The organism is Emticicia sp., from assembly GCF_043780375.1.
Taxonomy (GTDB): Bacteria; Bacteroidota; Bacteroidia; order Cytophagales; family Spirosomataceae; genus Emticicia.
On the sequence record NZ_JAYWCU010000004.1, the window covers coordinates 1 to 20959 of the forward strand.

At 36.4% G+C, this 20959-nt stretch carries 17 protein-coding genes; 5 read left to right on the top strand and 12 right to left on the bottom strand.

Annotated features, from left to right (window positions below; translation table 11 throughout):
- From ACH2CJ_RS00240 to ACH2CJ_RS00260, 5 genes are all read right to left on the bottom strand, one after another.
- The coding region (locus tag ACH2CJ_RS00240) for a TonB-dependent receptor plug domain-containing protein (protein ID WP_394990040.1) at positions 1–1254 on the bottom strand (1254 nt) is incomplete at its 3' end.
- A 59-nt stretch (positions 1255–1313) separates the two neighbouring features.
- The gene (locus ACH2CJ_RS00245; RefSeq protein ID WP_394990042.1) at positions 1314–3737 is read right to left on the bottom strand and encodes a bifunctional YncE family protein/alkaline phosphatase family protein; all 2424 of its coding nucleotides are present in this window, start codon (positions 3735–3737) and stop codon (positions 1314–1316) included.
- Positions 3738–3815: 78 nt separating this feature from the next.
- A complete protein-coding gene (locus tag ACH2CJ_RS00250) occupies positions 3816–5300 on the bottom strand; it encodes a SusD/RagB family nutrient-binding outer membrane lipoprotein (protein ID WP_394990044.1) in 1485 nt (494 codons plus the stop codon).
- A gap of 18 nt (positions 5301–5318) precedes the next feature.
- Positions 5319–8474, bottom strand: coding sequence for a SusC/RagA family TonB-linked outer membrane protein (locus ACH2CJ_RS00255; RefSeq protein ID WP_394990045.1), 3156 nt, complete (start codon positions 8472–8474; stop codon positions 5319–5321).
- 254 nt (positions 8475–8728) lie between these two features.
- The gene (locus tag ACH2CJ_RS00260) at positions 8729–8899 is read right to left on the bottom strand and encodes a hypothetical protein (RefSeq protein WP_394990046.1); all 171 of its coding nucleotides are present in this window, start codon (positions 8897–8899) and stop codon (positions 8729–8731) included.
- Between the two features lie 37 nt (positions 8900–8936).
- Between ACH2CJ_RS00260 and ACH2CJ_RS00265 the strand changes: the two genes are divergently transcribed.
- From ACH2CJ_RS00265 to ACH2CJ_RS00285, 5 genes are all read left to right on the top strand, one after another.
- The gene (locus ACH2CJ_RS00265) at positions 8937–9371 is read left to right on the top strand and encodes a DUF2141 domain-containing protein (RefSeq protein WP_394990048.1); all 435 of its coding nucleotides are present in this window, start codon (positions 8937–8939) and stop codon (positions 9369–9371) included.
- A gap of 95 nt (positions 9372–9466) precedes the next feature.
- A complete protein-coding gene (locus ACH2CJ_RS00270; protein ID WP_394990050.1) occupies positions 9467–10267 on the top strand; it encodes a hypothetical protein in 801 nt (266 codons plus the stop codon).
- Between the two features lie 2 nt (positions 10268–10269).
- Positions 10270–11271, top strand: coding sequence for a S41 family peptidase (locus ACH2CJ_RS00275; RefSeq protein ID WP_394990051.1), 1002 nt, complete (start codon positions 10270–10272; stop codon positions 11269–11271).
- Between the two features lie 127 nt (positions 11272–11398).
- Positions 11399–12154, top strand: a complete 756-nt coding sequence (locus ACH2CJ_RS00280; protein ID WP_394990053.1) for a hypothetical protein — start codon at positions 11399–11401, stop codon at positions 12152–12154.
- Between the two features lie 144 nt (positions 12155–12298).
- A complete protein-coding gene (locus tag ACH2CJ_RS00285) occupies positions 12299–13147 on the top strand; it encodes a methylated-DNA--[protein]-cysteine S-methyltransferase (RefSeq protein WP_394990055.1) in 849 nt (282 codons plus the stop codon).
- Positions 13148–13204: 57 nt separating this feature from the next.
- Here the strand turns inward: ACH2CJ_RS00285 and ACH2CJ_RS00290 are convergent, their stop codons facing one another.
- The 7 genes from ACH2CJ_RS00290 to ACH2CJ_RS00320 all read right to left on the bottom strand — a co-directional run bounded on the left by ACH2CJ_RS00290 (position 13205) and on the right by ACH2CJ_RS00320 (position 20946).
- Positions 13205–16147, bottom strand: a complete 2943-nt coding sequence (locus ACH2CJ_RS00290; protein WP_394990099.1) for a DEAD/DEAH box helicase — start codon at positions 16145–16147, stop codon at positions 13205–13207.
- A 314-nt stretch (positions 16148–16461) separates the two neighbouring features.
- The gene (locus tag ACH2CJ_RS00295; RefSeq protein ID WP_394990057.1) at positions 16462–17103 is read right to left on the bottom strand and encodes a hypothetical protein; all 642 of its coding nucleotides are present in this window, start codon (positions 17101–17103) and stop codon (positions 16462–16464) included.
- A gap of 15 nt (positions 17104–17118) precedes the next feature.
- Positions 17119–18402: an LVIVD repeat-containing protein gene (locus tag ACH2CJ_RS00300; RefSeq protein ID WP_394990058.1), complete on the bottom strand. Its 1284-nt coding sequence runs from the start codon at positions 18400–18402 to the stop codon at positions 17119–17121.
- Positions 18403–18421: 19 nt separating this feature from the next.
- Positions 18422–18790 carry a hypothetical protein gene (locus ACH2CJ_RS00305; RefSeq protein WP_394990060.1) on the bottom strand — a complete coding sequence of 123 codons (369 nt, stop codon included), beginning with the start codon at positions 18788–18790 and terminating at the stop codon, positions 18422–18424.
- A gap of 74 nt (positions 18791–18864) precedes the next feature.
- On the bottom strand, positions 18865–20076 hold the full coding sequence (locus ACH2CJ_RS00310; protein WP_394990061.1) for a serpin family protein: 1212 nt from the start codon (positions 20074–20076) through the stop codon (positions 18865–18867).
- An 18-nt stretch (positions 20077–20094) separates the two neighbouring features.
- Positions 20095–20547 (bottom strand): META domain-containing protein, encoded by a 453-nt coding sequence (locus tag ACH2CJ_RS00315; protein ID WP_394990062.1) that lies wholly within the window; start codon positions 20545–20547, stop codon positions 20095–20097.
- Positions 20548–20946 carry a hypothetical protein gene (locus ACH2CJ_RS00320; protein ID WP_394990063.1) on the bottom strand — a complete coding sequence of 133 codons (399 nt, stop codon included), beginning with the start codon at positions 20944–20946 and terminating at the stop codon, positions 20548–20550.
- Positions 20947–20959 lie beyond the last annotated feature (13 nt).

Sequence of the window (20959 nt, forward strand, 5' to 3'; positions counted from 1 at the left end):
TGGACTTAGATTGGTTTTGCCAATGGTGTTGTCGGGAACAATAATTGAGAACCCATTGTAGCGAACACCTGCCGAAAATTGCCAATGATTTTGGGTGAATTGATGCAACGAATAAAGCGAGTAATTTAAGAAAGTCGAATTGTCAGGGTATAATCCACGTAAAATTTTTGGGGCTTCCGATGAAGTGAACGATGCAGGAGCATCAATTTTTGTACTTCGCACCAAATCGTGGTAGATTTCTATGCCCGAATTGGCTGTCCACTTGTCCGAAAATTTAGAATAAACATTGGTAGTGAGGCTTTTAGTATAAACTTTATCGGATTCGCGAATCACTCTCATCGCTCCGTTTTTTTGACTATTTCTACCTTCATAAGTAGCTTGTAGTGAGCCAATTATCGAAATTCCGTTGAAAAACTTCGACTCGTTTTCTTGCGTAAATTTCAGATATGACAAATTTCTACGTTGCGGCTGAAATTCGTTGATAGCAAAGTTTTCTAAAACAACTTTATGATATACAGGCACATCCTGAGCCTCGAAATATTGATGAGCCAAAGTCAAAATACCGTTTCCTACTTTAACCTTTGCTTTCAGATTTGCCATTTGCTCGTCATAGCCCGACGGCGACTGTTGGCCAGTAAGTTTTCCGCCTACTAAATTGCCAAAGTTTCGGTAGCCAAAACTTCCCGAAATAGCCAATTTCTCACCGCCATAATTAATTTCACCACGAGCGGTTTGTTCCATTCCTTGCGTGGCGAGTCTTCCCAATAGGTTGATATTCAGTCCTTTGCCAAATGTTGGTTCGGTCGTAAAAACCTGAATCGTTCCGCCCACGGCATCAGAGCCGTACTGCACTGAGCCTCCGCCTTTCAAGACTTCGATTTTTTCAATCGAAAATGGGTCAATCGTATTCAAATATTGGTTTGGCCCGTAGCGAAAAGTGCTATTATTAAGCCTGATGCCATCAACCAAAAGTAATGTCTGATTGCCTGTAAGTCCACGAACATAAGGTGAACCTCCGCCGTGATTGGTTTTCTGAACAAACACACCATTAACGCCAAAAAGAGCTTCTGGCGTAGTGCGTGGGGCATTGCTTTCGAGGTTTTTTTTATTTAAAACCGTAATCGAATTAGGGGTTTGAAATGCTTGATTTTTCGAGCGGTTTGCTGTAACAACGATTTCATTCAGTAAAGTTGTTTTGATAACCGTACTGTCTGGGGTATTTAGAGATATTAGCAATAAAGTCTTGAAAATCATTTGACTGAATTATTTTACATTTGAAATAATTGAAATATACAGAAAAACATAAAATTTTCTTAATCTTTATCGTTTTTGATAACTCGCAGAAATGCACTTCTTCGTGGAGCGGGTAATTGGGCTAATTCACCTTTAATTCCTTTCCATAAAATCTCGTTGAAAAGATTATCATCGTTACTATCAACTTCGGCAAAATCTAAACCTTCCGAACGCTTCGCCGATGGCGTGTAGGCAATGTTTATTTCACTCAAATTTATAGAAGGTATAACCAATTGATATGGCATGAAATCAGGTTTTGAAGTAAAACTACGAAACATTGGCGTAGCGGCGGCATCGTATTGCGTCATTGGGGGTAAACCCAAAATTAGCTCCATTGTTCGTAACATTCCTGAAGTTGAATACATTGTGTGGTCAACGAATTTGCGTTTAGTAAAAGGACTAATTACGAGGGCATTTGAACGGTGAGCATCAACGTGATCAGGCCCATTTTGAGCATCATCTTCTACAATAAATACTGCTGATTCATTCCAAATAGGGCTTTTGCTTAAATGTTCCACAAACATTCCGACAGCCAAATCATTATCGGCAACACAAGCAAAAGGTGTTGGTCTGCCTACTGCCATTCCTTGGGTATGGTCAGCTCCAAGCCTAATTGAGTTGAAAGCTGGTACTGCTTTGACAACAACTAAAGAATCGAAATCTCGCTTCCATTGATTGACACGAGTGGTATCTTTTACTTTTTGGTTATAATAACCTGTGAAATACGAACAAACATGGTCTTTATCTAAGGCGGGAATATTACCTTTTTTGTCATCGGCAAAAACACCATAGGTGCGGTAACTTACGCCTTTACGTTTGCAAAAATCCCAGATGAAACCATCTTTGTCATTAGCAATTTCACGTCGTCCCATACCTTCTGTTACGCCCCCTCTTCTGCCGTAGCCTGTTGGCCAAGTTTTTTCCAAATAATCGTTGGCGTGAGCTCCCAAAGACCAATTATGACCATCGGCACTTACTTCGGCATCAACGTAAAAATTATCTAATAATACATATTCTCGTGCCAATTTATGTTGATTAGGCGTATATTTTTCTCCAAATAGGCAAAGGGTAGAATCGCCATTTCCTTCTTTCATATCACCAAAAACTTGGTCGTAAGTACGGTTTTCTTTCAGAATATAAAATACGTGTTTAATAGGTGAAGCATCACCAACTTTCATTGGGATAGGGTTGTTTGCTTCGCCATTAGTGATAAGTTCTTTATCTTTTTTGTAAGGTGTATTTTCATATACTTTTTTAGAATAAATTTCTAATTCACTTGCGTTGGGCGTATCAATAATACTAAGTGTTCCCTTCATCAAGTTACCAATATATTGCCCACGAGTATCTTCTCCTAAATGAGATTCTGATCGTATTTCTCGCTTAATAGGCTGTGGGCCTTGTGGATTAGCAAATGAGGTAAATCCTTTTCCATTGGCTACAAAAATTTGCTTGCCAACCACTCTTACATTGGTCGGATACCAGCCTACAGGAATAAATCCCTTTGAAAAACTATTTCCTTTGGCACTTACATCAAAAACCGCTAAACAATTATTATCAGCATTGGCAATGTAAAGTGTTTTTTCGTCTTTTGATAAAGCAACTCCATTTGTAACTGAACCAACAAGCGAGTTGGGGTACAGACCCGCATCTAAAACTTCGATTACTTTTTGTGCCTTAGTATCAATTACCGAAACACTATTATCGCCTGCGTTTGCAACGTATAAATATTGTCCGTTTTTGGTCAAAATCAGTTCATTAGGGTTGTAAGAAACTGGAATTGTGCTAAGAATTTTTCGGGTTTTGGTGTCGAATAATGCAATTTTGCGTCCGCCCCAAAGAGATATATAAAGAATTTTTTTATCGGGAGAAAGCATGCAAGTGTAGCCTTCGTGACCTAAATTTTGCTCGTGAACAATTACCTTAGTTTTCAAATCTAAGATATAAAACGAGTTGTTTTCTTTGGTGACGACATATAATAATTGACGGTCGTCATCAATTTCGATTCCTACTGGTGATATTTTATTGGGCCATTTTTTGCCCAGAATCAAGCTATCATTCAGCACAAGTTTATTTTTGATGATTGCATATTTCAAAATCCAGTTGTCATTTCCGCCCGAAGCATAGAGGTTTTTCTCATCCCGACTAAATTTTAGTCCATAGAATGATTTTGGGATTTCGATATTATCTAATATTTTCTCAGTTTTTGTATCAATCAACTGAATCGTTTGTTTGCCTTGCCCATTGTTTGTTACCGCCATTAGTTTCTGTGAAGAAGAAACGGCGATATTTAGAGGCAAATCACCCACTTCTAATGACCGCCCCGCAGGAGTTAAAGACCAACCATTGGGCAACATCACTCGGCGACTTTCGAGCTGAGCGTTTAAGTTTTGTCCAAAAGTTGCCAAAGAAGACAATAAAATGATAAGGTTGAATATTTGTTTCATTTTAAACAATTTTTAAATGTATAACGCTGACAAGTTACCAAGAACTTGCCAGCGTCTGAAAGGATTTCATATAATCTTTTATTTTTCCCACCAAACTTTGGTATCGCTATTATCACCACCGATGGAGGTTGCGGCATTAGCCAATCCTTCGGGGTTTAGCGACTGTAAATAAGTCGGATACGGTACACGGCTCGGAAATTTGTTTGCAACAGGAATACCCATGCCACGTGGTAAAATCGGATAGCCAGTTCTACGTTTTTCAAACCATGATTGATAATCGACAAAGAAGTAAGCGTAGTATTTTTGCAACATAATTTGCTCTAATTGCTTGTCTGCACTTAGGGTTTCGTCATACGCAATGCTTTTTTGGGTTAAAAATGTAGCTGGTATGGTTGCACCCCACTGAATCATTGAAGCCGCAATTCCTGCATCATAATGATTTTTTGGCGTTTTTCCAGTTGTATAGCCTTTCAGAGCAAGTTCGGCTTTAATAAATTCCACTTCGGCGTAAGGCATCATTACACCTAATTGTGGAAGTGTTTTGAGGGCATCGGTATAGCTCGAATTTTGACCGACTACATATTCTAAAGTTGTTGGATAACCACTTTGAATGCCTCTGAAAGTTGAAACTCCCGCAACCATCACTGGAATTGCCCAAATAGCACGGCGTGGGTCAGAACTGGTATTCATTTGATTCAAGAAAAATTCGGTAAAATAGGTGCCTTCACGCCAATCCAGCGTGCGGGCATTGTAGTAAGGGTTGAAATAAGGAAATGTGCCAGGATAACGAAAAATGGCATCATCGGCATTGGCTGTAAAAGTTGGGTATTTTACGGCATCAGCCAAAATTGCTGATATTTGCTCTTTTACATTAATTTCACCCTCTTTTTTCGAGATTCTTAGCAATAATCTCAATCGAAGTGAATTTGTAAATTTTTTCCAACGTTGAATTCCGACATTTTTACCACTTGTCAAAACGCTTGTATTATAGACTAAATCACCACCATAGGTCAAAATTTTAGTATCATCAAAAAGACCATTTGCTGTTTCTAAATCTTTAAAAATCTGCGTGTAAATGTCCTTTTGTTTGTCGAAAGAAGGTTTAAAGTTGCCCTCTGTTGCTTTGATTGCTTGCGAATAAGGCACATCGCCATACAAATCTGTTAAAATAGAATACGCCCAACATTTATAAACCAATGCAATTGCCTTATAATTATTTTCTTTCAAACGGTCGGCGATTGTATAAATATCTTCGGCATCGGTGAGGTTTTGATAAAAACTACTCCAAACACCCGCCCCAGGATTTACCGTATATCGGTGCAAGCCTAAGCCACTCGTACTGGAACGGGGTGCATCAACTTGCATCAATTCGTGCGTAAATCCACGAGCTGCCGAAACAGAACTGTTGATGATTCGGTACTGCATTTGTCCTAAAATTACTCCAGGATTTACTTTTTCTGGGCGATTTGGGTCAATATTGATTTCTTCAAAGTTTTTAGTACATGAGGTTATGCAAGACAACAGGACTAAAACGGTAATGATATATTTAGATTTTTTTTTCATTTTCGAGGTTCTTTTTTATTAAAACTTAAAGGTCAAATTTGCTCCCATGCTACGTGCTGACGGAAACTGAGCGAGTTCTACACCGGGTGTTAATGTTCCATTATTAAGATTACCTCCTTCGGGGTCAAAACCTGGAAATTTGGTAAAATTGAACAAATCACGTCCAAACAAAGCAACGCTTGTTTGACGAATACCAACTTTACTGAGCAAACTTTGTGGTAAATTAAATTCAAAACGAACTTCTCTTATTTTCAAAAATGACGCATCAAAAATATTTACTTCCGCATTGCTGATTTGATAGTAGTTGTCGTAATAAGCACTTGCTGCTACTTTAACGGTATTTGGTTTAAATGCACCATCAGCCTGTGAAACTACACCATCACCTATTAATCCACCATCTCTTCCTGGCAGTGTTACTTTTGTTTTGCCAAGTGTATTATTTTTATGGTTGGTTTGAGAATACATACTTCCACCCATTTGACCATCTAATAATACGCTTAGTTTGAGCCCTTTATAGGTAAATTCGTTTGATAAACTTCCCTTCCAATTGGCAAAAGCATTACCCCATTTCTTTACAGTTGGGTCAAGTTGTGCTGGCAATCCGTTTGTGCCATAAATGATTTGACCATCGGGAGAACGTTGGAAACCACGACCATACATATCGCCCATTAGTCCACCTACACGGGCTTCAATTGTGACATTGCTAGCATGACTGTAAATTGTTTGGTTAGTAATTCCTTCTGCCAATTCACGCACATAACTACGATTACGTGACCAAATTGCAGTCGAATTCCACTTAAAATTAGTGTTATTAACGATTTTTCCATTCAATTTGACTTCAACGCCTTTGCTATTAATCAAACCTGCATTGATAAGGGCATTTGAAAAACCAGAAGTTGGGTCAAGCGGCACGGCTAAAATTTGATTACGGCTATTATTATTGTAGTAAGCCAAATCTAAACCTAAACGGTTTTTGAATAAACGCAAATCTAAACCAAACTCGTAGCTTGATGTAATTTCGGGTTTGAGATTGGCATTAAATAATGTCGAAGGATTGGTGAAACTATTACCATAAATTCGGTCATAATAACGAGTAGTTTGGTAGGGACGAGTATCGTTTCCAACTTGAGCCCATGAAGCACGCACTTTAGCAAACGAAACCGATTGTGGCATTTTGAATAACTCGTTCAATAAAAAACTTGAGCTAACAGAGGGATAGAAAAACGAATTGTTAGCAAATGGCAAGGTACTCGACCAATCGTTTCTTCCAGTCAAGTCCAAGAAAATCTTTTCATCGAAGGCAAATTGAGTTGTAGCATAAACACTATTGATTGCTTTACGAGTTTTGAGTGGGTCGGCTACGGCTTGGTCTAAACTATTTGAAATTTGATAGATTCCAGGCTGTGCCAATTGGTCAGCATACAATCCCGCAAAGTCGTAGGTTTGTTTCATGGCATTTCCTCCCACCGAAGCTCTTACGCTAATTTTATCGCTAAAATTATCTTTGTAGTTTAATAAAACATCGGTATTTGATTCGTAACTAAAAACATTTTGTTCTCTAAACATTCCTCTTGGATATTTTGTCATACTGAATGGGCGTTGCTGCGAACGATATTCAAACGACATATCTACACCCGTTCTGAGCATCAAATCAAGTTTATCAGAAATCTGGTAATTGGCAGAAATATTTCCGATGAGTCCATGCTTATTCATTTTATTCAGCATTTCGTACATATCCAAAAATGGATTATCAGGACCGGGATTAAACGGATTTCGTTGTTGAACACCCTCTAAACCAGGCTGCCAATAAGGTTTGTACCACTCTGGATTTACATTGGGTGCTGGGCCAATTATAACAAAATACATCAAAGATTGATTATTATAACCAGCCGCAGGAAGATTATTGCTCCTTTTGTTAGTATAATTTGCTTTACCCGTGATTTTTAATTTAGATGATAATTGTTGATTGACCGACAAAGCAGCATTGATGCGTTCAAAGCCAGTATTCGGTATAATCCATTCGTTTTTTAGGTGCGTAAACGAAAATCTTGCCGAACCCTTCTCCGTTCCACCTTCGAGTGAAAGACTATTTGAGAAAGTTTTTCCTGTTTGAAAATACCCTGAAATATAGTTTTCGTAAGGAACCCACGGTGTACGCTCAGTTGCTTTACCATCTGCCGCATCGGGGTTATATTGAAAGTAGGTTTGACCATTAAATTTTGGCCCCCACGCACGCCCAGCCGCAGCCGTTGTACCTGTATTGATGCCATCGACACTATTTAGGTATGAATAATAAGTATCAGTGCGACCTTCGCCATATTCAAACTGATAATCGGGGTAACGATTTATTTGCTCAATATTAAAGTTAGTATTGAATGTTACGCCAATTCCTCGGTCTTTTCTTGCTCCTGTTTTTGTTGTAATAACCAACGCACCACCTGCCGCACGACTGCCGTAAAGTGCGGTTGCTCCTGGACCTTTTAATACCGTAACGCTTTCAATATCATCAGGGTTTAAGTCTGAAACTGTTGAGCCATAATCAACTGGACTATCAGCCGAAAGATGAGAAGTATTGCCTGTTCCAGTAATTTTACTGCTAATTGGCACACCGTCAACAACGATTAGTGCTTGGTTATTTTCCAAATTGAGCGAAGACTCGCCTCTCAACGTAATCCGTGACGAACCCATCGGACCACCGCCAACACCTTGAATATTCAAACCAGCTACTTTGCCCGAAAGTGAATTTACCCAGTTGTTAGATTTAGCATCAATTACGGCGTTAGCGTTTATAGTTTGTGCCGCAAATCCGAGTGATTTTTCATCCCGTTTAATACCCAAAGCCGTAACAATTACCTCATTTAGGGTTTTGGCATCTTCTTGTAAAATTATATCAATCTTACTGCGATTTCCCACCACTATTTCTTGGGCAACAAAGCCAATTGAAGAAATTACAAGAATAGTTTTCTCGGCATTTATACTGATTTTGTAAAAACCTTTGGCATCAGTAACCGTACCTGCGTTTGTTCCTTTAACTTGGATGTTTACTCCAGGTATAGTCTCGCCTGACACCGCCGAAACAGTACCAGTAATAATGTTGCTTTGTGCTGTTAAATGTTGTATAAAGAATAATACAATTAGAAAGGTCTGTAAGACCTTGAGTAGATTTTTTAGCATACTTTTGGGTGATTTTTTTGTAAGTTTTTTAAAAACCAAGATATTCTTGAATCAATTATTAAGAATATCTTGTACTAATATTACGAACAACAAAGGTATTTTTAATGTATAAAGCAGATGTTAAGCAAAAATGAAATTACTATTATTTTTCTGTAACAGAAACCATAATGAATAACAAAACCTTAACAAACAATTGGATTAAAATATGGTTGAATGAATTAGATTATTGCACTTCACCAAATTTGACTATATGGCTAATACCTACTAAATTGTTGTAGAAATGGCTTTTGTGGAAGGTATGTTTTGTCATTCTTCCCTAAGCCTTTCCATTCTTCCCAATATATTGACAAACCTCCCAAAAGCTTGATAATCAGCCCTTTGTTTTGCTCTGAAATATAGTTTTGACTTACATTTGTATCATTCAAAAACTTAAATATTTTAAACAAATAAACAATTATCAAAATGAAAACGCTTGTAAAATCAATTATTCTCACTGCCATTTTAGGAATCATTTCAAATATTACTTTTGCCCAAAACAAATTTAGCGTAACGGTAACAGTAAAAGGAATTCAGAAACGAGAAGGCAAAATTTTAGCATCTATTTCTAACGATATGGAGAGTTTTCCGCAAAGTGGCGGAATAAAATCGGTTCTTGCCGAGGTATCAAAAGATGGTGAAATTACTTTGAAATTTGAAGGTTTGTTAGAAGGGAAATACGCTATTGTGCTGTATCAAGATTTGAACGATAACAAAACTTTAGACATGAATGGACAAATGCCCGCCGAGCCTTTTGGTTTTTCAAATGTAACCATGATGATGGGACCTCCAAATTTTCAGCAATGTGCCTTCGATTTGAAAGAAAATATGGCAATGGATGTTAATTTGTTTATTTTCTAAATGACAAACAACCATTTTGCTTAGACTGGCATCTTCACCTAAAAGATGTCAGTCTTTTTTGGTTTTTAAATTTTAATTTACCACAGAAAAATCCAATGAAAAAAATCCTCCTGCTACTGGTAGTCAGCCAACTGAGTTTTGGGCAGTCCAAAATTAGTAATTTTATGAACGAACGACGAAACAAAAAAGAAAATCGCTGGGCAAACGAACACGTTTATCGAACTTCTGCCCTGGCTTTGACCTCACAAAGTTTTCAACAACAAGTGTTTTCACAAAATCAATTTTCGGGGCTTGGTCTTGCTTATTTTAGTAGTAATTTGGTGGATAGACCAAAAATTCAGAAAGGATTTGAAAATTATATTGGCATAACTCCTTTCTTGAAAGCTGCCCAAAGCACCTCTACCAGTTATTCTGTCAATGCCATGTTTGGTTATTTTTACCTCAAAAAAATGAATGAAAGTTTAGCTATTGGTGGGCAACTAAATGCCCTAATTGGCGGACGCCTCAATGGAAATTATGATAACAATTCAGTTTCTGCCGAGGCCATAATTGAGTTAGCTCCCAAATTACATTATGCTAGAACGTTTCGATTTTTGAAGAAAAATTTAGAGTTAAATTATACATTATCAGCTTCGGTTTTAGGTTTTGGTTTTTGGACACCAACTTACACCGCCAATTTTACTCAAAATGGAATAGGTTTACTTTCGCCCAAAAACTATAACCATTTCAATAGTAGAATAATGCTGAAACTGCCTGATGGTAAGCGTTTTATAAATTTTAGCCCAACGATTGGTTACGGTTGGAATGCCTATGTTTTGCAAGCCAATAGTGAACAAAAAATTATCAATGCCACACATTCTATATACTTGATTGCACACATACAAAAACTAAAATAATCATGAAAAAATACCTGCCATTACTCCTTGTTTTATTGATGTCTTGCGAGCAAGCATTCATGAAACCCACCCCAGCCACTACGCCAAAAGCAGTTTTTGAGCAAGTTTGGTCGTTTGCCAATGAAAAGTACGCCTTTTTTGAATTTAAAAATGTTGATTGGGACAAGGCCTACAAAACTTACAGTACCAAAGTAAACGATTCGATGAGCGAAGAAGCACTCTTTAAGGTTTGCTACGATTTGCTTTATGAGTTGAAAGACGAACATGTAAATTTGATTACGAAATTCAATATTTCGCACAATCCAGAGGTGTTTTTTGATTATCCAGAAAATTATTTTAGTGATATTCTTGCCCGAAATTATTTCAATGGTCGCCAACAACGCATTGACCAAACATTTAGTCTATTCGATTTTGGTGATGTTATTTATATCAGATATTCGTCATTTAGTGATAACATAAGCGACTATGCAATGGACTATATTATTGACAAAACGAAAGATAAAAAAGGTCTTATTATTGATGTAAGAAATAATGGCGGAGGCGATATTGGTAATATTGATGCATTATGCTCACGTCTGATTAAGGAAAAAACTTCAATGGGCATCGAACGCCATAAATCGGGTGCAGGAAAAAATGATTTTACCGATGAAAAAGTAAACGTTGGTGTAATAGCCGATGCAAAAAAATACCTTAACAAACCCCTTGTAATTCTCACAAGTAGAGGTTCTTATAGTGCTACTAATCGTTTTGCAGCTTATATGAAAGGCTTGCCAAATGTAACACTCGTGGGCGATGTAACGGGCGGAGGCGGTGGTTTGCCAACGGCAACCGAACTAAGTAATGGGTGGATTTTGAGAGTTTCGGGTTCGCAATTTATAGACCGAAGAGGTGAAAATATTGAAAATGGTGTGAAACCAGATGTGAAAATTGACATTCTCAAAATCGATATTGACAAAGGTAAAGATACGATTTTAGAAAAAGGTTTGAGTTTAATAAGAAAGTAAATTGTTATTCATCCCAAAAGTTTGACAAACTCCCCGTGGGTTTGTCAAACTCCCCAACTATTTGCCCATGATTTTCTGATATCATACATTTGTGTCATTCAAAACGCAAAAAAATTAAATAGAAAGTATGGAAACGCTCATTTACAAATCTTCAATCGCAGTTCATGTATTATGTGGCATCTTATCGTTGGCGGCTGGTTTGGTTGCCATGATTGCCAATAAAGGTGGCAAAATTCATAACGGTGCGGGCTTGGTATTTTATTGGTCTATGTTTATGATATTTGTTACGACATCTATCTTCTTTATTCTTTATCCAACCAATTTAAAGTATCAATTTTTCTTGGGAATTGGTATTGTAAGTTTTTACCCAAACTGGTCAGGAAAACGAATGTTGAGCATGAAAAAAGGGTTAATGCCAACAATGATTGATAAAATTGGAGCGTGGTTAGTTGGAATATCAGGTATTTGTATGTTGGCTTATGGAGCTTATTTAACTCAAAATCCACCTAAAAGTTTTGGAGGCTTGAATATTTTATTTTTTGTTTTCGGAATGGTGAGTTTGGCAAATGCTTATGGCGATTTGAAAGTTTATTTAGGATTCGTAAAAGCCGAAAAAATGCACTGGTTTTTTGCTCACGCTGGCAAAATGATGGGTGCATATTCGGCGGCAATCACTGCTTTTTTTGTAAATATTGTACCAAGATTTTTTCCCGAAAACACACCTTTCTTTATATTTATCGTCATGTGGACAGCTCCTGGAGTAATCATCGGAATTTTGTCGGCAAGAATTATCAAAAAATACCAAGTAAAGTTCAAAGTTGAGCCAAAACCAAGCATCTTTTCAAGAATTAAACTAAGTTTTAATAAAAAAGAACTTGCTTGAGTTTAAACCCAATCAACTTCGCAATAATCAGATTGTCCACCAATAGAATCTATCGTAATTTTGACAAAGATTCGAGATTTGAGAATTTCGTAGTTTTAAAAAAATCTCATATTCAGAATCTCATATCTCAAATCCGATAAAAATATGGAAAGCATTGACAATCAAGGAATTATAGATTATCGTCGCATCGAAAAAGCGATTCTATTTATCGAAGAAAACTTTCAAACACAGCCAAGTCTTAAAGAAATTGCTGACTATGTGGCACTTTCAGAGTTTCATTTCAATCGTCTTTTTAGTAAATGGGCAGGCACCAGTCCACAGCGTTTCATGCGATTTTTGACTAAAGAATTTGCCAAAGAAAAACTCGTAGAAAGTAGTAATCTTTTAGAAGCAACTTTTGAGTCAGGCTTGTCAAGTTCGAGTCGTTTACACGACTTATTTGTGACATACGAAGCCATGACTCCTGCCGAATTCAAATCAAAAGGAGCGGGTTTAACTATTCATTATGGAATTCATGAAACACCATTTGGTGACTGCCTCATTGCTATTACCGAGCGAGGAATTACTGATTTTCGCTTTATTGAAAATGAAGGTAAAGATTTGATAATCAAAGAATTACAACAAGATTTTGACAAAGCTAAACTCATTTTTGACAATAATTTTACAAAGCCATTTATCGAACAAATTTTTTATGAAACACATAATTCTAATAAACCACTCACACTTTTGATGAGAGGAACCAATTTTCAAATAAAAGTTTGGGAAGCATTATTGAAAATTCCGTTTGGGCAAATGGTCAGTTACGAAACCATTGCTAATGCCATCGGGCAGCCCACAGCACAGCGAGCGGTAGGCACCGCCATTGGTAGTAATCGTTTGGGTTATATAATTCCGTGCCATCGGGTTTTGCAGAAAGTGGGTGGAATAGGGGGCTATCGTTGGGGAGTTACTCGTAAAAAAGCAATTCTGGGCTGGGAAATGGGTCACTTGTAGTACAATTTTAAACTTGTCCTATACCCATTTGGAATAGGAGTTGCGTTCAACATTGTGCTACTCCAGCAAACTCAAAATATCTGCTTTTGAGAGTGATTTAACAAAGTTTTCTTCGATGGTTATTAGGTTGTCGAATAGTTTTCGTTTGTTTCGTTGTAAAGCCAAAATCTTCTCTTCGACCGAATTTCGGGTAATAAATTTATAAGTAAAAACCGTATTTTGCTGTCCTATTCGGTGAGCTCGGTCAATGGCTTGTGCCTCAATGGCAGGATTCCACCACGGGTCGAGCAAAAATACATATTCGGCAGCAGTAAGGTTGAGCCCCAAACCACCAGCTTTCAATGAAATCAAAAATATTTTTACAGAATCATCATTTTGAAAACGCTCAACTTGCTCTTGACGATTGCTTGTTGAGCCATCTAAATAACAATAATCTACTTTGTTTTCGTCCAAATGTTTTCTAAAAATGCTTAAATGTTTCACGAATTGGCTAAAAATTAGCACTTTATGCCCTTCTTCTACAATCGTTTCGAGTTTTTGTAGAACCTCTTCGTTTTTGCCCGAATCACCCACATAATTTTCATCAATCATTAATGGGTGATTTGCTAACTGCCTCAATTTGGTCAATCCTTGCAAAACTGTCATTTGAGATTTGCCAAAACCTTTCTCTTCGATTTGCTCCAAAATGATATTTCGGTAATACGATTTTGCCTCTTCGTAGCATTTTTCTTGCTCTTCGGTCATGTCGCAATAATGAATACTTTCAACTTTGGGAGGCAGCTCAGTTGCTACTTGCGATTTATTCCGACGCATCATAAAAGGCTTAATCAGGCTATACAAACGCTTGGTTTTTTCTACATCTTGGTGCTTTTCGATAGGAATTTGGTACTCATTTCTGAAAAAACTTTGCGTACCCAGCAAGCCAGGGTTGATAAAAGTTAGCTGTGTCCACAAGTCCATTGTGCTGTTTTCGAGTGGTGTACCAGTCAAAATCAAGCGATTGGCAGAATTTAGCTGCATAACAGCTTTTGAAATATGTGAAGTAGGGTTTTTTATAGATTGCGATTCGTCCAAAATAACATAATTGAAACGATAATTTTTGATAAAATCAATATCTATTCGCAAGATTCCGTAGGATGTCAAAATCAAATCATAGCTATCAAATTGTTGGGTGTTTTTTTCTCGATTTGTTCCAGTATAAACAAAAGTTTTAAGGTTAGGTGTAAATTTTTCAATTTCTTTCAGCCAATTGTAAATCAAGGAAGTTGGCATCACCAGAAGAGTCGGATTTTCGGCTATTTTTAGTTCTTTTTGCGATTGCAAAAAAGCCAGTGCTTGAATGGTTTTTCCCAAACCCATATCGTCGGCAAGGCAACCTCCTAATTTGTATTCTGCCAAGAATCTAAGCCAATCGTAACCTGCTTTTTGGTAGGGTCGAAGATTTGCTAATAGCCCTTTTGGTGTTTCATATTGCTCAATTTTATCAAAATTTCGTAATCTTTCGAGTTTTTTTGTCATTACTGAATAAGCCAAACCTTCATCGGTCAAATCTTGTACTAAAACAAGATGATGCTTCTTCAAAATAAACTCATCATTGTCCAATTTATCAACGTAACTAAACAACTCCGAATAACGGGTAAACCATTCTTCGGGAATAACGGCTACTTGTCCATTGGGCAAAATAAACTCACGTTTATTTGCAATAATTAGGCTGCGAAGTCTCAAAAATGGAATCTCAAATTCACCAAAAAGTACCTTTGCTTGAATATCAAACCAGTCGTTTTTTTCTTCAATTCTGACCTCAATTTCAGAATAACCCAAAAAATATTGTTTCTGGTTTTGGCTATTTTCGAGTTGTTTTACTTCAAAATTATTTTGTTCTAAAGTTTGTGCATTACGTTGCAACCATGAAAATGCCTGCTGTTTTATAAGCGAACTTCGCCCTTGTCGAATATCCAAACCCAAATCTTTTAGTAAATTTACTTGAGTTTTTTCGTAGCGTAAATCACGCTTTACTTTATGAAAAACCCATGAATCGCCTTGTTTTTCAACATTTACATAGGCTTCTGCCGAAAAGCTATCAAATCGAAAATTATTGTTTCCATATTGAAACGATAAATCAAAAACTATTTTGTTTTCTTCGTCATTTTCTTCTTCCTCCGTTTGGTCGAAAATTGAAGCCACAACTTTCTTATTATTGATTATTTCTGAAATTGTCAGGACTGGTTTTGACTCGTGTCGTTCAAATTTTATTTCAAAACCTTGAGCAAAAACATCAAATTGAGCAACTAAAGGGGCAATAAATTTTTGGAAGTAAGTATCTTCAATATTGCGAGGAATAATGATGTGATTTTTACTTAGAAAAGGCTTTAGTTTTTTGCCATCAACTTGTTTTTCAAAATGATAAAGTTTGTCGTCAATGAGTAACCAAGCAGGTTCGTCGCATAAAATTCGAGCATTTTTAAATTGAAATTGCACTCGTTCTCCGCCACATTTAATAGTCGGGAAATAGTGTGTGTTTTCTTCATTTCTGATAAAATTAAAGTAGGCTTTTGCTCCTTCTTGAATAGTATTGATGGCTTTCCATGTTGGGTCGCCGTCGTTGCTCATAATATAAGATTTCTTTGAAAGTAATCTTTCTAAAATATCAGAGCGATGCTTTTCCATGTAGCCATTAATAGTTTCTTTTAGCAATTTATCACCTTTTTCGGCGTCGAAAACTTTCAAGAAAAAATCAAGTGGGGGTTGTTTTTTGGTATTAAATTTCTTTGCAACGATTTCTTGCTGAATGGCTTCGGTGAGTTTTACTAATTCATAATCGGCGGCATCGAGTCGCTCTGAAAATTCGTGGATATTTTTGGAAGAAACACTTTGATTTTGGAGCGTAAGCTCTCCTTTACTATTCAATTGCACTACATAAGCCTCAAACAAAAATCCCAAATATTCATGCTCAAAAAGTGAATAAATAATCTGAAATGGTTGCAGTGTTGAAACTTTCATATTTACAAAATAAGATGCCCTTCCACGCGGGATTTTTGGTGAAACTTTTCTAATCTGCGTCATTAATCAATATTTATCTTAATCCAAACTACAAAATGACTATGATTAGTTTGTAAATCAAAAAAAAGGCTTTAAAAAGAAGCATTAAAAAATAAATTTATGTTTTTATTTAAAACCGAACTACGAATATAGAAAAATCAAAGAAGGCAACCAAATGGAAGGAGCATTTTTTATTTAATGGGTTATATTTTGTCAAACCCAATAATGATAAAAGCCTCGAAACTTCGAGGCTTTTATAACTATAAAAAACTATTTCAAAACTCAATTCCAAATCTGACAACCATTCTTCGGTAATTTCTGACTTCGTTCGATTCGTACCAAAAAGGGTCGTTAGTGCGTTCTTGCTTATACTCGGCCCGTTGGTAGCGATAACCAAAATTTATTAACCAAGCCGAGCCATTTCTCATTGGAAGTTTATAACCAATCGTGGGACTAACGATTATACCACCCGAAGTTTTGTAGCCAGTATTATCTTCATTGAGCAAAGTATTGGCATAACCTACATCGAGGCTGCCGAGCAGAATACTTCCCCCTTGCTTTTTTTGAATCAAGTTTCTACGAATTCCTGCTGAAATAGGCATTAGTACCGTTGAGCCGTAGGCATCGACACCAAGTGTTAAACCTAAGGCAGTTTTTTTATCAAGATAAATGCCATTGAATGTCTGCAAAGCAAAATTTACTCGATTTTGAATTTGGTATTGCACATCAACAGGTTGCGGATAATAACCTCTGTAATAATAACCATAAGATTCGTACTTGTTACGACCGAATAAAACACCAAATTCGGTCATATTAACGAATGGATGTTTTTGAAAAAAGCCTTGTTTAGCTTCTTGAGCTATTGTTGGGAAAAAGTTTAAAATCCCCAGCACGAATATTATTTGTATTTTTTTCATGATATTTTGTGGGGTTTAAATTTCTTTTTTTACAGGAATTACACTCAATAACTTCAAATTCTTAGGGTTTGAAGCATCGTATTGGTACAAACCGTCTTTTCCAACCATCAATAAATGTTTTCCTTCGAGCGTAATTATATCATAAGCGTCTATTTTTTCAATATGTTGTTGAAGCATGATGTTGGTCGCAGAAGTAGCATCGAAAGATTTTAGTCCATATTTTCCTTCGCAAATGAAAAGATTTGGGAAATCAATGCCTAAACCAGCAGGATTTTTCATATCATAGCTTTTAATCAATCTCGGTGATGAAAGATTGGCAACATTTACTACATCAAGGCGATTGGGAGCAGTGCCGCACCAACCCGAACGAAGAGTAACGTAGGCAATATCGTTATGTACTATTACGGGATCACAAGCACGGGCGTGCTGAAAAATAGATAAACGCTCTGGTTTTTCAGGGTTTTTATTATCGTAGATGTACATTCCTGTATTTGAACCAATAAACAATTTGTCTTTGTAAGGAAAAATAGTTTCAATGCCCCAACCGAGATTGATTTTTAATTGCTGAGTTGGTTTATTAAGTATTTTTATGTTGAAAAGTAGCAAATCAGACTGTGAAACGGTATAAAGATAATCTTCATAGATTGTAAATCTTGCCATTGAACCACCAGCCCCAGTTGCAGTTGCTCCACTATTGCTTCCAGAACTTGCTGATGGAGAAGTGCCACTTTTAAAAGCTACATCCTCGGCATAATAAATAGGATTTATACCATTTTGTCCACAATTAGTACGAATTGTTTCGGTAACAGTTTTTATTTCATAATCTGTAACTGTCTGATTCTGAGCATTGTAATACCAAGAAATGCCATCGGTCAGTCCATTCATAAAAACATTTTTCACTCGACCCGTTTCTTTAATTGCTTTCGGATTTGAAATATCAAAAGCTACAATATCGATGTAATTATCGGCATATAATGTGTTTTCTTTCACTGCCATATCGATTACGCCTGGAATTTTCAAGAATACAATGCTTTGAGGTTTTTCGGGGTTACTGTTATCAAAAACATGAATGCCTTTTTTTACTTCATTGATAAACAAATAATTATCTTTTACATAGATTTTTCCAGGATTGACCAAATCTTTCGGGGCTTCTGTAGTAATGCCCGAGCGGATTTGCTCAAGACTCAAAGTTACGGGTACAGTAGTGCGATAGGTGCGAGTAGTTTCGCACTTGTCGGTACATGATAAGTTGGTAAATGCCAAGCATGCACCAAGTATGAATAGAAATTGTTTTTTCATAATTGTAGAAGATAAAGGTCTATTTTACTCTTATTTTGGTCAGTTTTAGAGGGATTCCCAAAAGAGATGCTGAAATGACCGATTCTTTCACTTCGCCACTAAATACTATTTTTAGGTCTGTTTTAAGCTTTAATTGAGCAGGAAGGTTTCCAACCACATACCTTTCGGAAGGGTTGGCAGCACATGAAAGAGGGTCAAAATTATCACCATTTCCTTCAACAACTATTACAGTCAAATTATTGCCAGCATCCATCAAAAAACCGTTTTGGTTTTTAATCGTCTTGGTAGTTTTCAAGTTATCATAGTCGCTTACCGCTACAACTTCTATATTTTCTTTTTGGCAAGCCACGAAAAAAAGAATAGAACACAAAATGAATATTTTTTTCATAAGATTAGGGTTTTTGAATTCGATATAGGTGATTCAAGATTTTTCTCAAATCTCATATCTCGAATCTAACGTTTTCATAGATTTACAATTTTTCCTGCAAAAAGTATTGTATTTGATTGTTTTTCACTAATAATAAATAAAAATGGGCGATTACAAATTACTTCTGGATAGGAAGGAGCAGACGTTACTATAATTCCAATAGTTGTTACGGCTGCTGCTTCTGTGCCTTTCTCATCAACTGCAACAAAGGTATTTTGCTTTACGAAACCTACTTTTATTTTACCCGCTGGAGGGGCAATTTTTGAAAGATCTGCCGCCTCGCTAAACATCGTTGGCATTCCCATATTGCTCAATACATTATTCAGATTTGTTTCATATTCCAGCGTAAATTTAGGTAAACCAACAATTACTTTTTGTTCTTGTAGAGCGGCATTGAGGTTTTTCCATTCAGTACCCGACAAAGCATTAACCAAAGACCCTACATTTGTTTTTTCATTGGGCAATAAAATTGTCATGGCATAGTTTCCGCTTCCATAAGCAAGTTCAATTGCTTGATAATCAGTGCGTTTGGCATATTTGACTGGCTCAAGCATATTCATCATTTTTACAGTTTTTGAGCTTGTTGTTCCCACAAAACTGGCATCTTGTGTATTTTCTGTTTTGAAAGGAATTTTCCAATCACCTTTAAAATAAAGTGCATTCATCAAAAACATCACGTGAGCAGGCTCAATTTTATCAAGCACTTTTTTGATTTTACCATTAGTATTATCGCTCGCCCAAGTGTTGATTTTGCCAACCGTTGCTACATTATTAAAATCTTCTGCCGAAGCCGTTGCATTGAAAGAAGTTTTGAGTACATCTAAAAAAGATTTCTCGACAGTAAAGCTATTTCTGTACCAAATCGAATTTGCAATCGTGTTAGTTACTTTTGGGTCGGATTTGGGCAAATTATCAATCAAATCTTTGTAGATACCGTTGGTCGTTGTCAAGTCTGACGAAACACGCAAGCCTGTCTGAATCTCTTCTTTGGTTTTTCCTTCAGCTCCATTAAGTAACATTCCCAAAGCGATATGAAGACTTAGTGGCGACACGAGATAATTTTTATCAGCTTTTTCTTCAGCATTGTGTTTTTTCAAGAAATCGAAAGCAAACTCACTTGTTTGGTTCGAAAAAGTAGCAGGAATAGCCTGTAATTGTTTGTTTGGTGTCACCGAATTGCTGTGATTACAGCTGGCTACCATAAAAAAACAAGCAGCAGCCAATGATAAATTTTTTATTTTTTTCATTTGTTTGGATTGGTTTATTTATTTTCTTTCAAAATACATGGCTTCTTTAACAGGGTTCGACAAATAAAAAATGAGGGTATTTTTGTCTTTAAAATCATATTGCTCAATATTTCTGAGTCGCTCATAATAAACCATTTCAAATTGATTGGCTTCGGTAGTACCTGCAATTTTGGTACTTCCAAGAGCAGATAATATTATCGTTTTTTTATTTTCATTTGTCTCAAAAGAAGCAAAATAAAAGTTTACTGATGAACGACCATTGAGTGTATATTTTCCTTCTTCATCTTTGATTTCAAGTGTCACATCGTATGCAGGAACTTTTCCATTGGCATAACTTTTAAATTTCCATTGACCCAACAAACTTGACTCACTCAATGCACTCAAGTTTGCATCGGCAGTTTCGATAGTTTTTTGTGAACATGAAATTATTAGTAAAGTGCTGATTATCAGCGAAATAGTTAGCTTTGCCATTTAGTTTTTCCGTTTAAAAGTTTCAGTAAAGCCATCGTAATTATTATTGGCTAATATTAATTCTTCAGATGTTTGACTCAAAATGGCAGACATTGTTCCATCATCAAACTTGATAAAATCAATGAGTTCGGTTTTGTAAATAGACTTTGCTTTAATGATTTCAAACTTTCCCGATTTTTGGGTAATATTGTTTTTTGAGTTTAAATATTTTGAATCATAAGTAAAGGTCAGATTTCGCTCATAGCCTTCAGAAACTGGCGTAAAAGTTTTTCCAGCAATGCCACCCGTTGACATCACCCATTGCCAATTACCTGCGAGCGAATTATTGGATATAGCTTCTTTTTTGCAAGAAAACACAAAAAATGTGCTGATAAGCAGTAAGGAAATTAACTTTTTCATTTTTTGTAAGAAT

Bases quoted from the DNA above. Each gene is read 5' to 3' on its own strand.
- ACH2CJ_RS00265 (WP_394990048.1), top strand. From the start codon at position 8,937: ATGAAAACGCTTGTAAAATCAATTATTCTCACTGCCATTTTAGGAATC.
- ACH2CJ_RS00270 (WP_394990050.1), top strand. From the start codon at position 9,467: ATGAAAAAAATCCTCCTGCTACTGGTAGTCAGCCAACTGAGTTTTGGG.
- ACH2CJ_RS00285 (WP_394990055.1), top strand. From the start codon at position 12,299: ATGGAAAGCATTGACAATCAAGGAATTATAGATTATCGTCGCATCGAA.
- ACH2CJ_RS00310 (WP_394990061.1), bottom strand. From the start codon at position 20,076: ATGAAAAAAATAAAAAATTTATCATTGGCTGCTGCTTGTTTTTTTATG.
- ACH2CJ_RS00275 (WP_394990051.1), top strand. From the start codon at position 10,270: ATGAAAAAATACCTGCCATTACTCCTTGTTTTATTGATGTCTTGCGAG.
- ACH2CJ_RS00305 (WP_394990060.1), bottom strand. From the start codon at position 18,790: ATGAAAAAAATATTCATTTTGTGTTCTATTCTTTTTTTCGTGGCTTGC.
- ACH2CJ_RS00295 (WP_394990057.1), bottom strand. From the start codon at position 17,103: ATGAAAAAAATACAAATAATATTCGTGCTGGGGATTTTAAACTTTTTC.
- ACH2CJ_RS00250 (WP_394990044.1), bottom strand. From the start codon at position 5,300: ATGAAAAAAAAATCTAAATATATCATTACCGTTTTAGTCCTGTTGTCT.
- ACH2CJ_RS00320 (WP_394990063.1), bottom strand. From the start codon at position 20,946: ATGAAAAAGTTAATTTCCTTACTGCTTATCAGCACATTTTTTGTGTTT.
- ACH2CJ_RS00245 (WP_394990042.1), bottom strand. From the start codon at position 3,737: ATGAAACAAATATTCAACCTTATCATTTTATTGTCTTCTTTGGCAACT.
- ACH2CJ_RS00255 (WP_394990045.1), bottom strand. From the start codon at position 8,474: ATGCTAAAAAATCTACTCAAGGTCTTACAGACCTTTCTAATTGTATTA.
- ACH2CJ_RS00280 (WP_394990053.1), top strand. From the start codon at position 11,399: ATGGAAACGCTCATTTACAAATCTTCAATCGCAGTTCATGTATTATGT.
- ACH2CJ_RS00300 (WP_394990058.1), bottom strand. From the start codon at position 18,402: ATGAAAAAACAATTTCTATTCATACTTGGTGCATGCTTGGCATTTACC.
- ACH2CJ_RS00290 (WP_394990099.1), bottom strand. From the start codon at position 16,147: ATGAAAGTTTCAACACTGCAACCATTTCAGATTATTTATTCACTTTTT.
- ACH2CJ_RS00315 (WP_394990062.1), bottom strand. From the start codon at position 20,547: ATGGCAAAGCTAACTATTTCGCTGATAATCAGCACTTTACTAATAATT.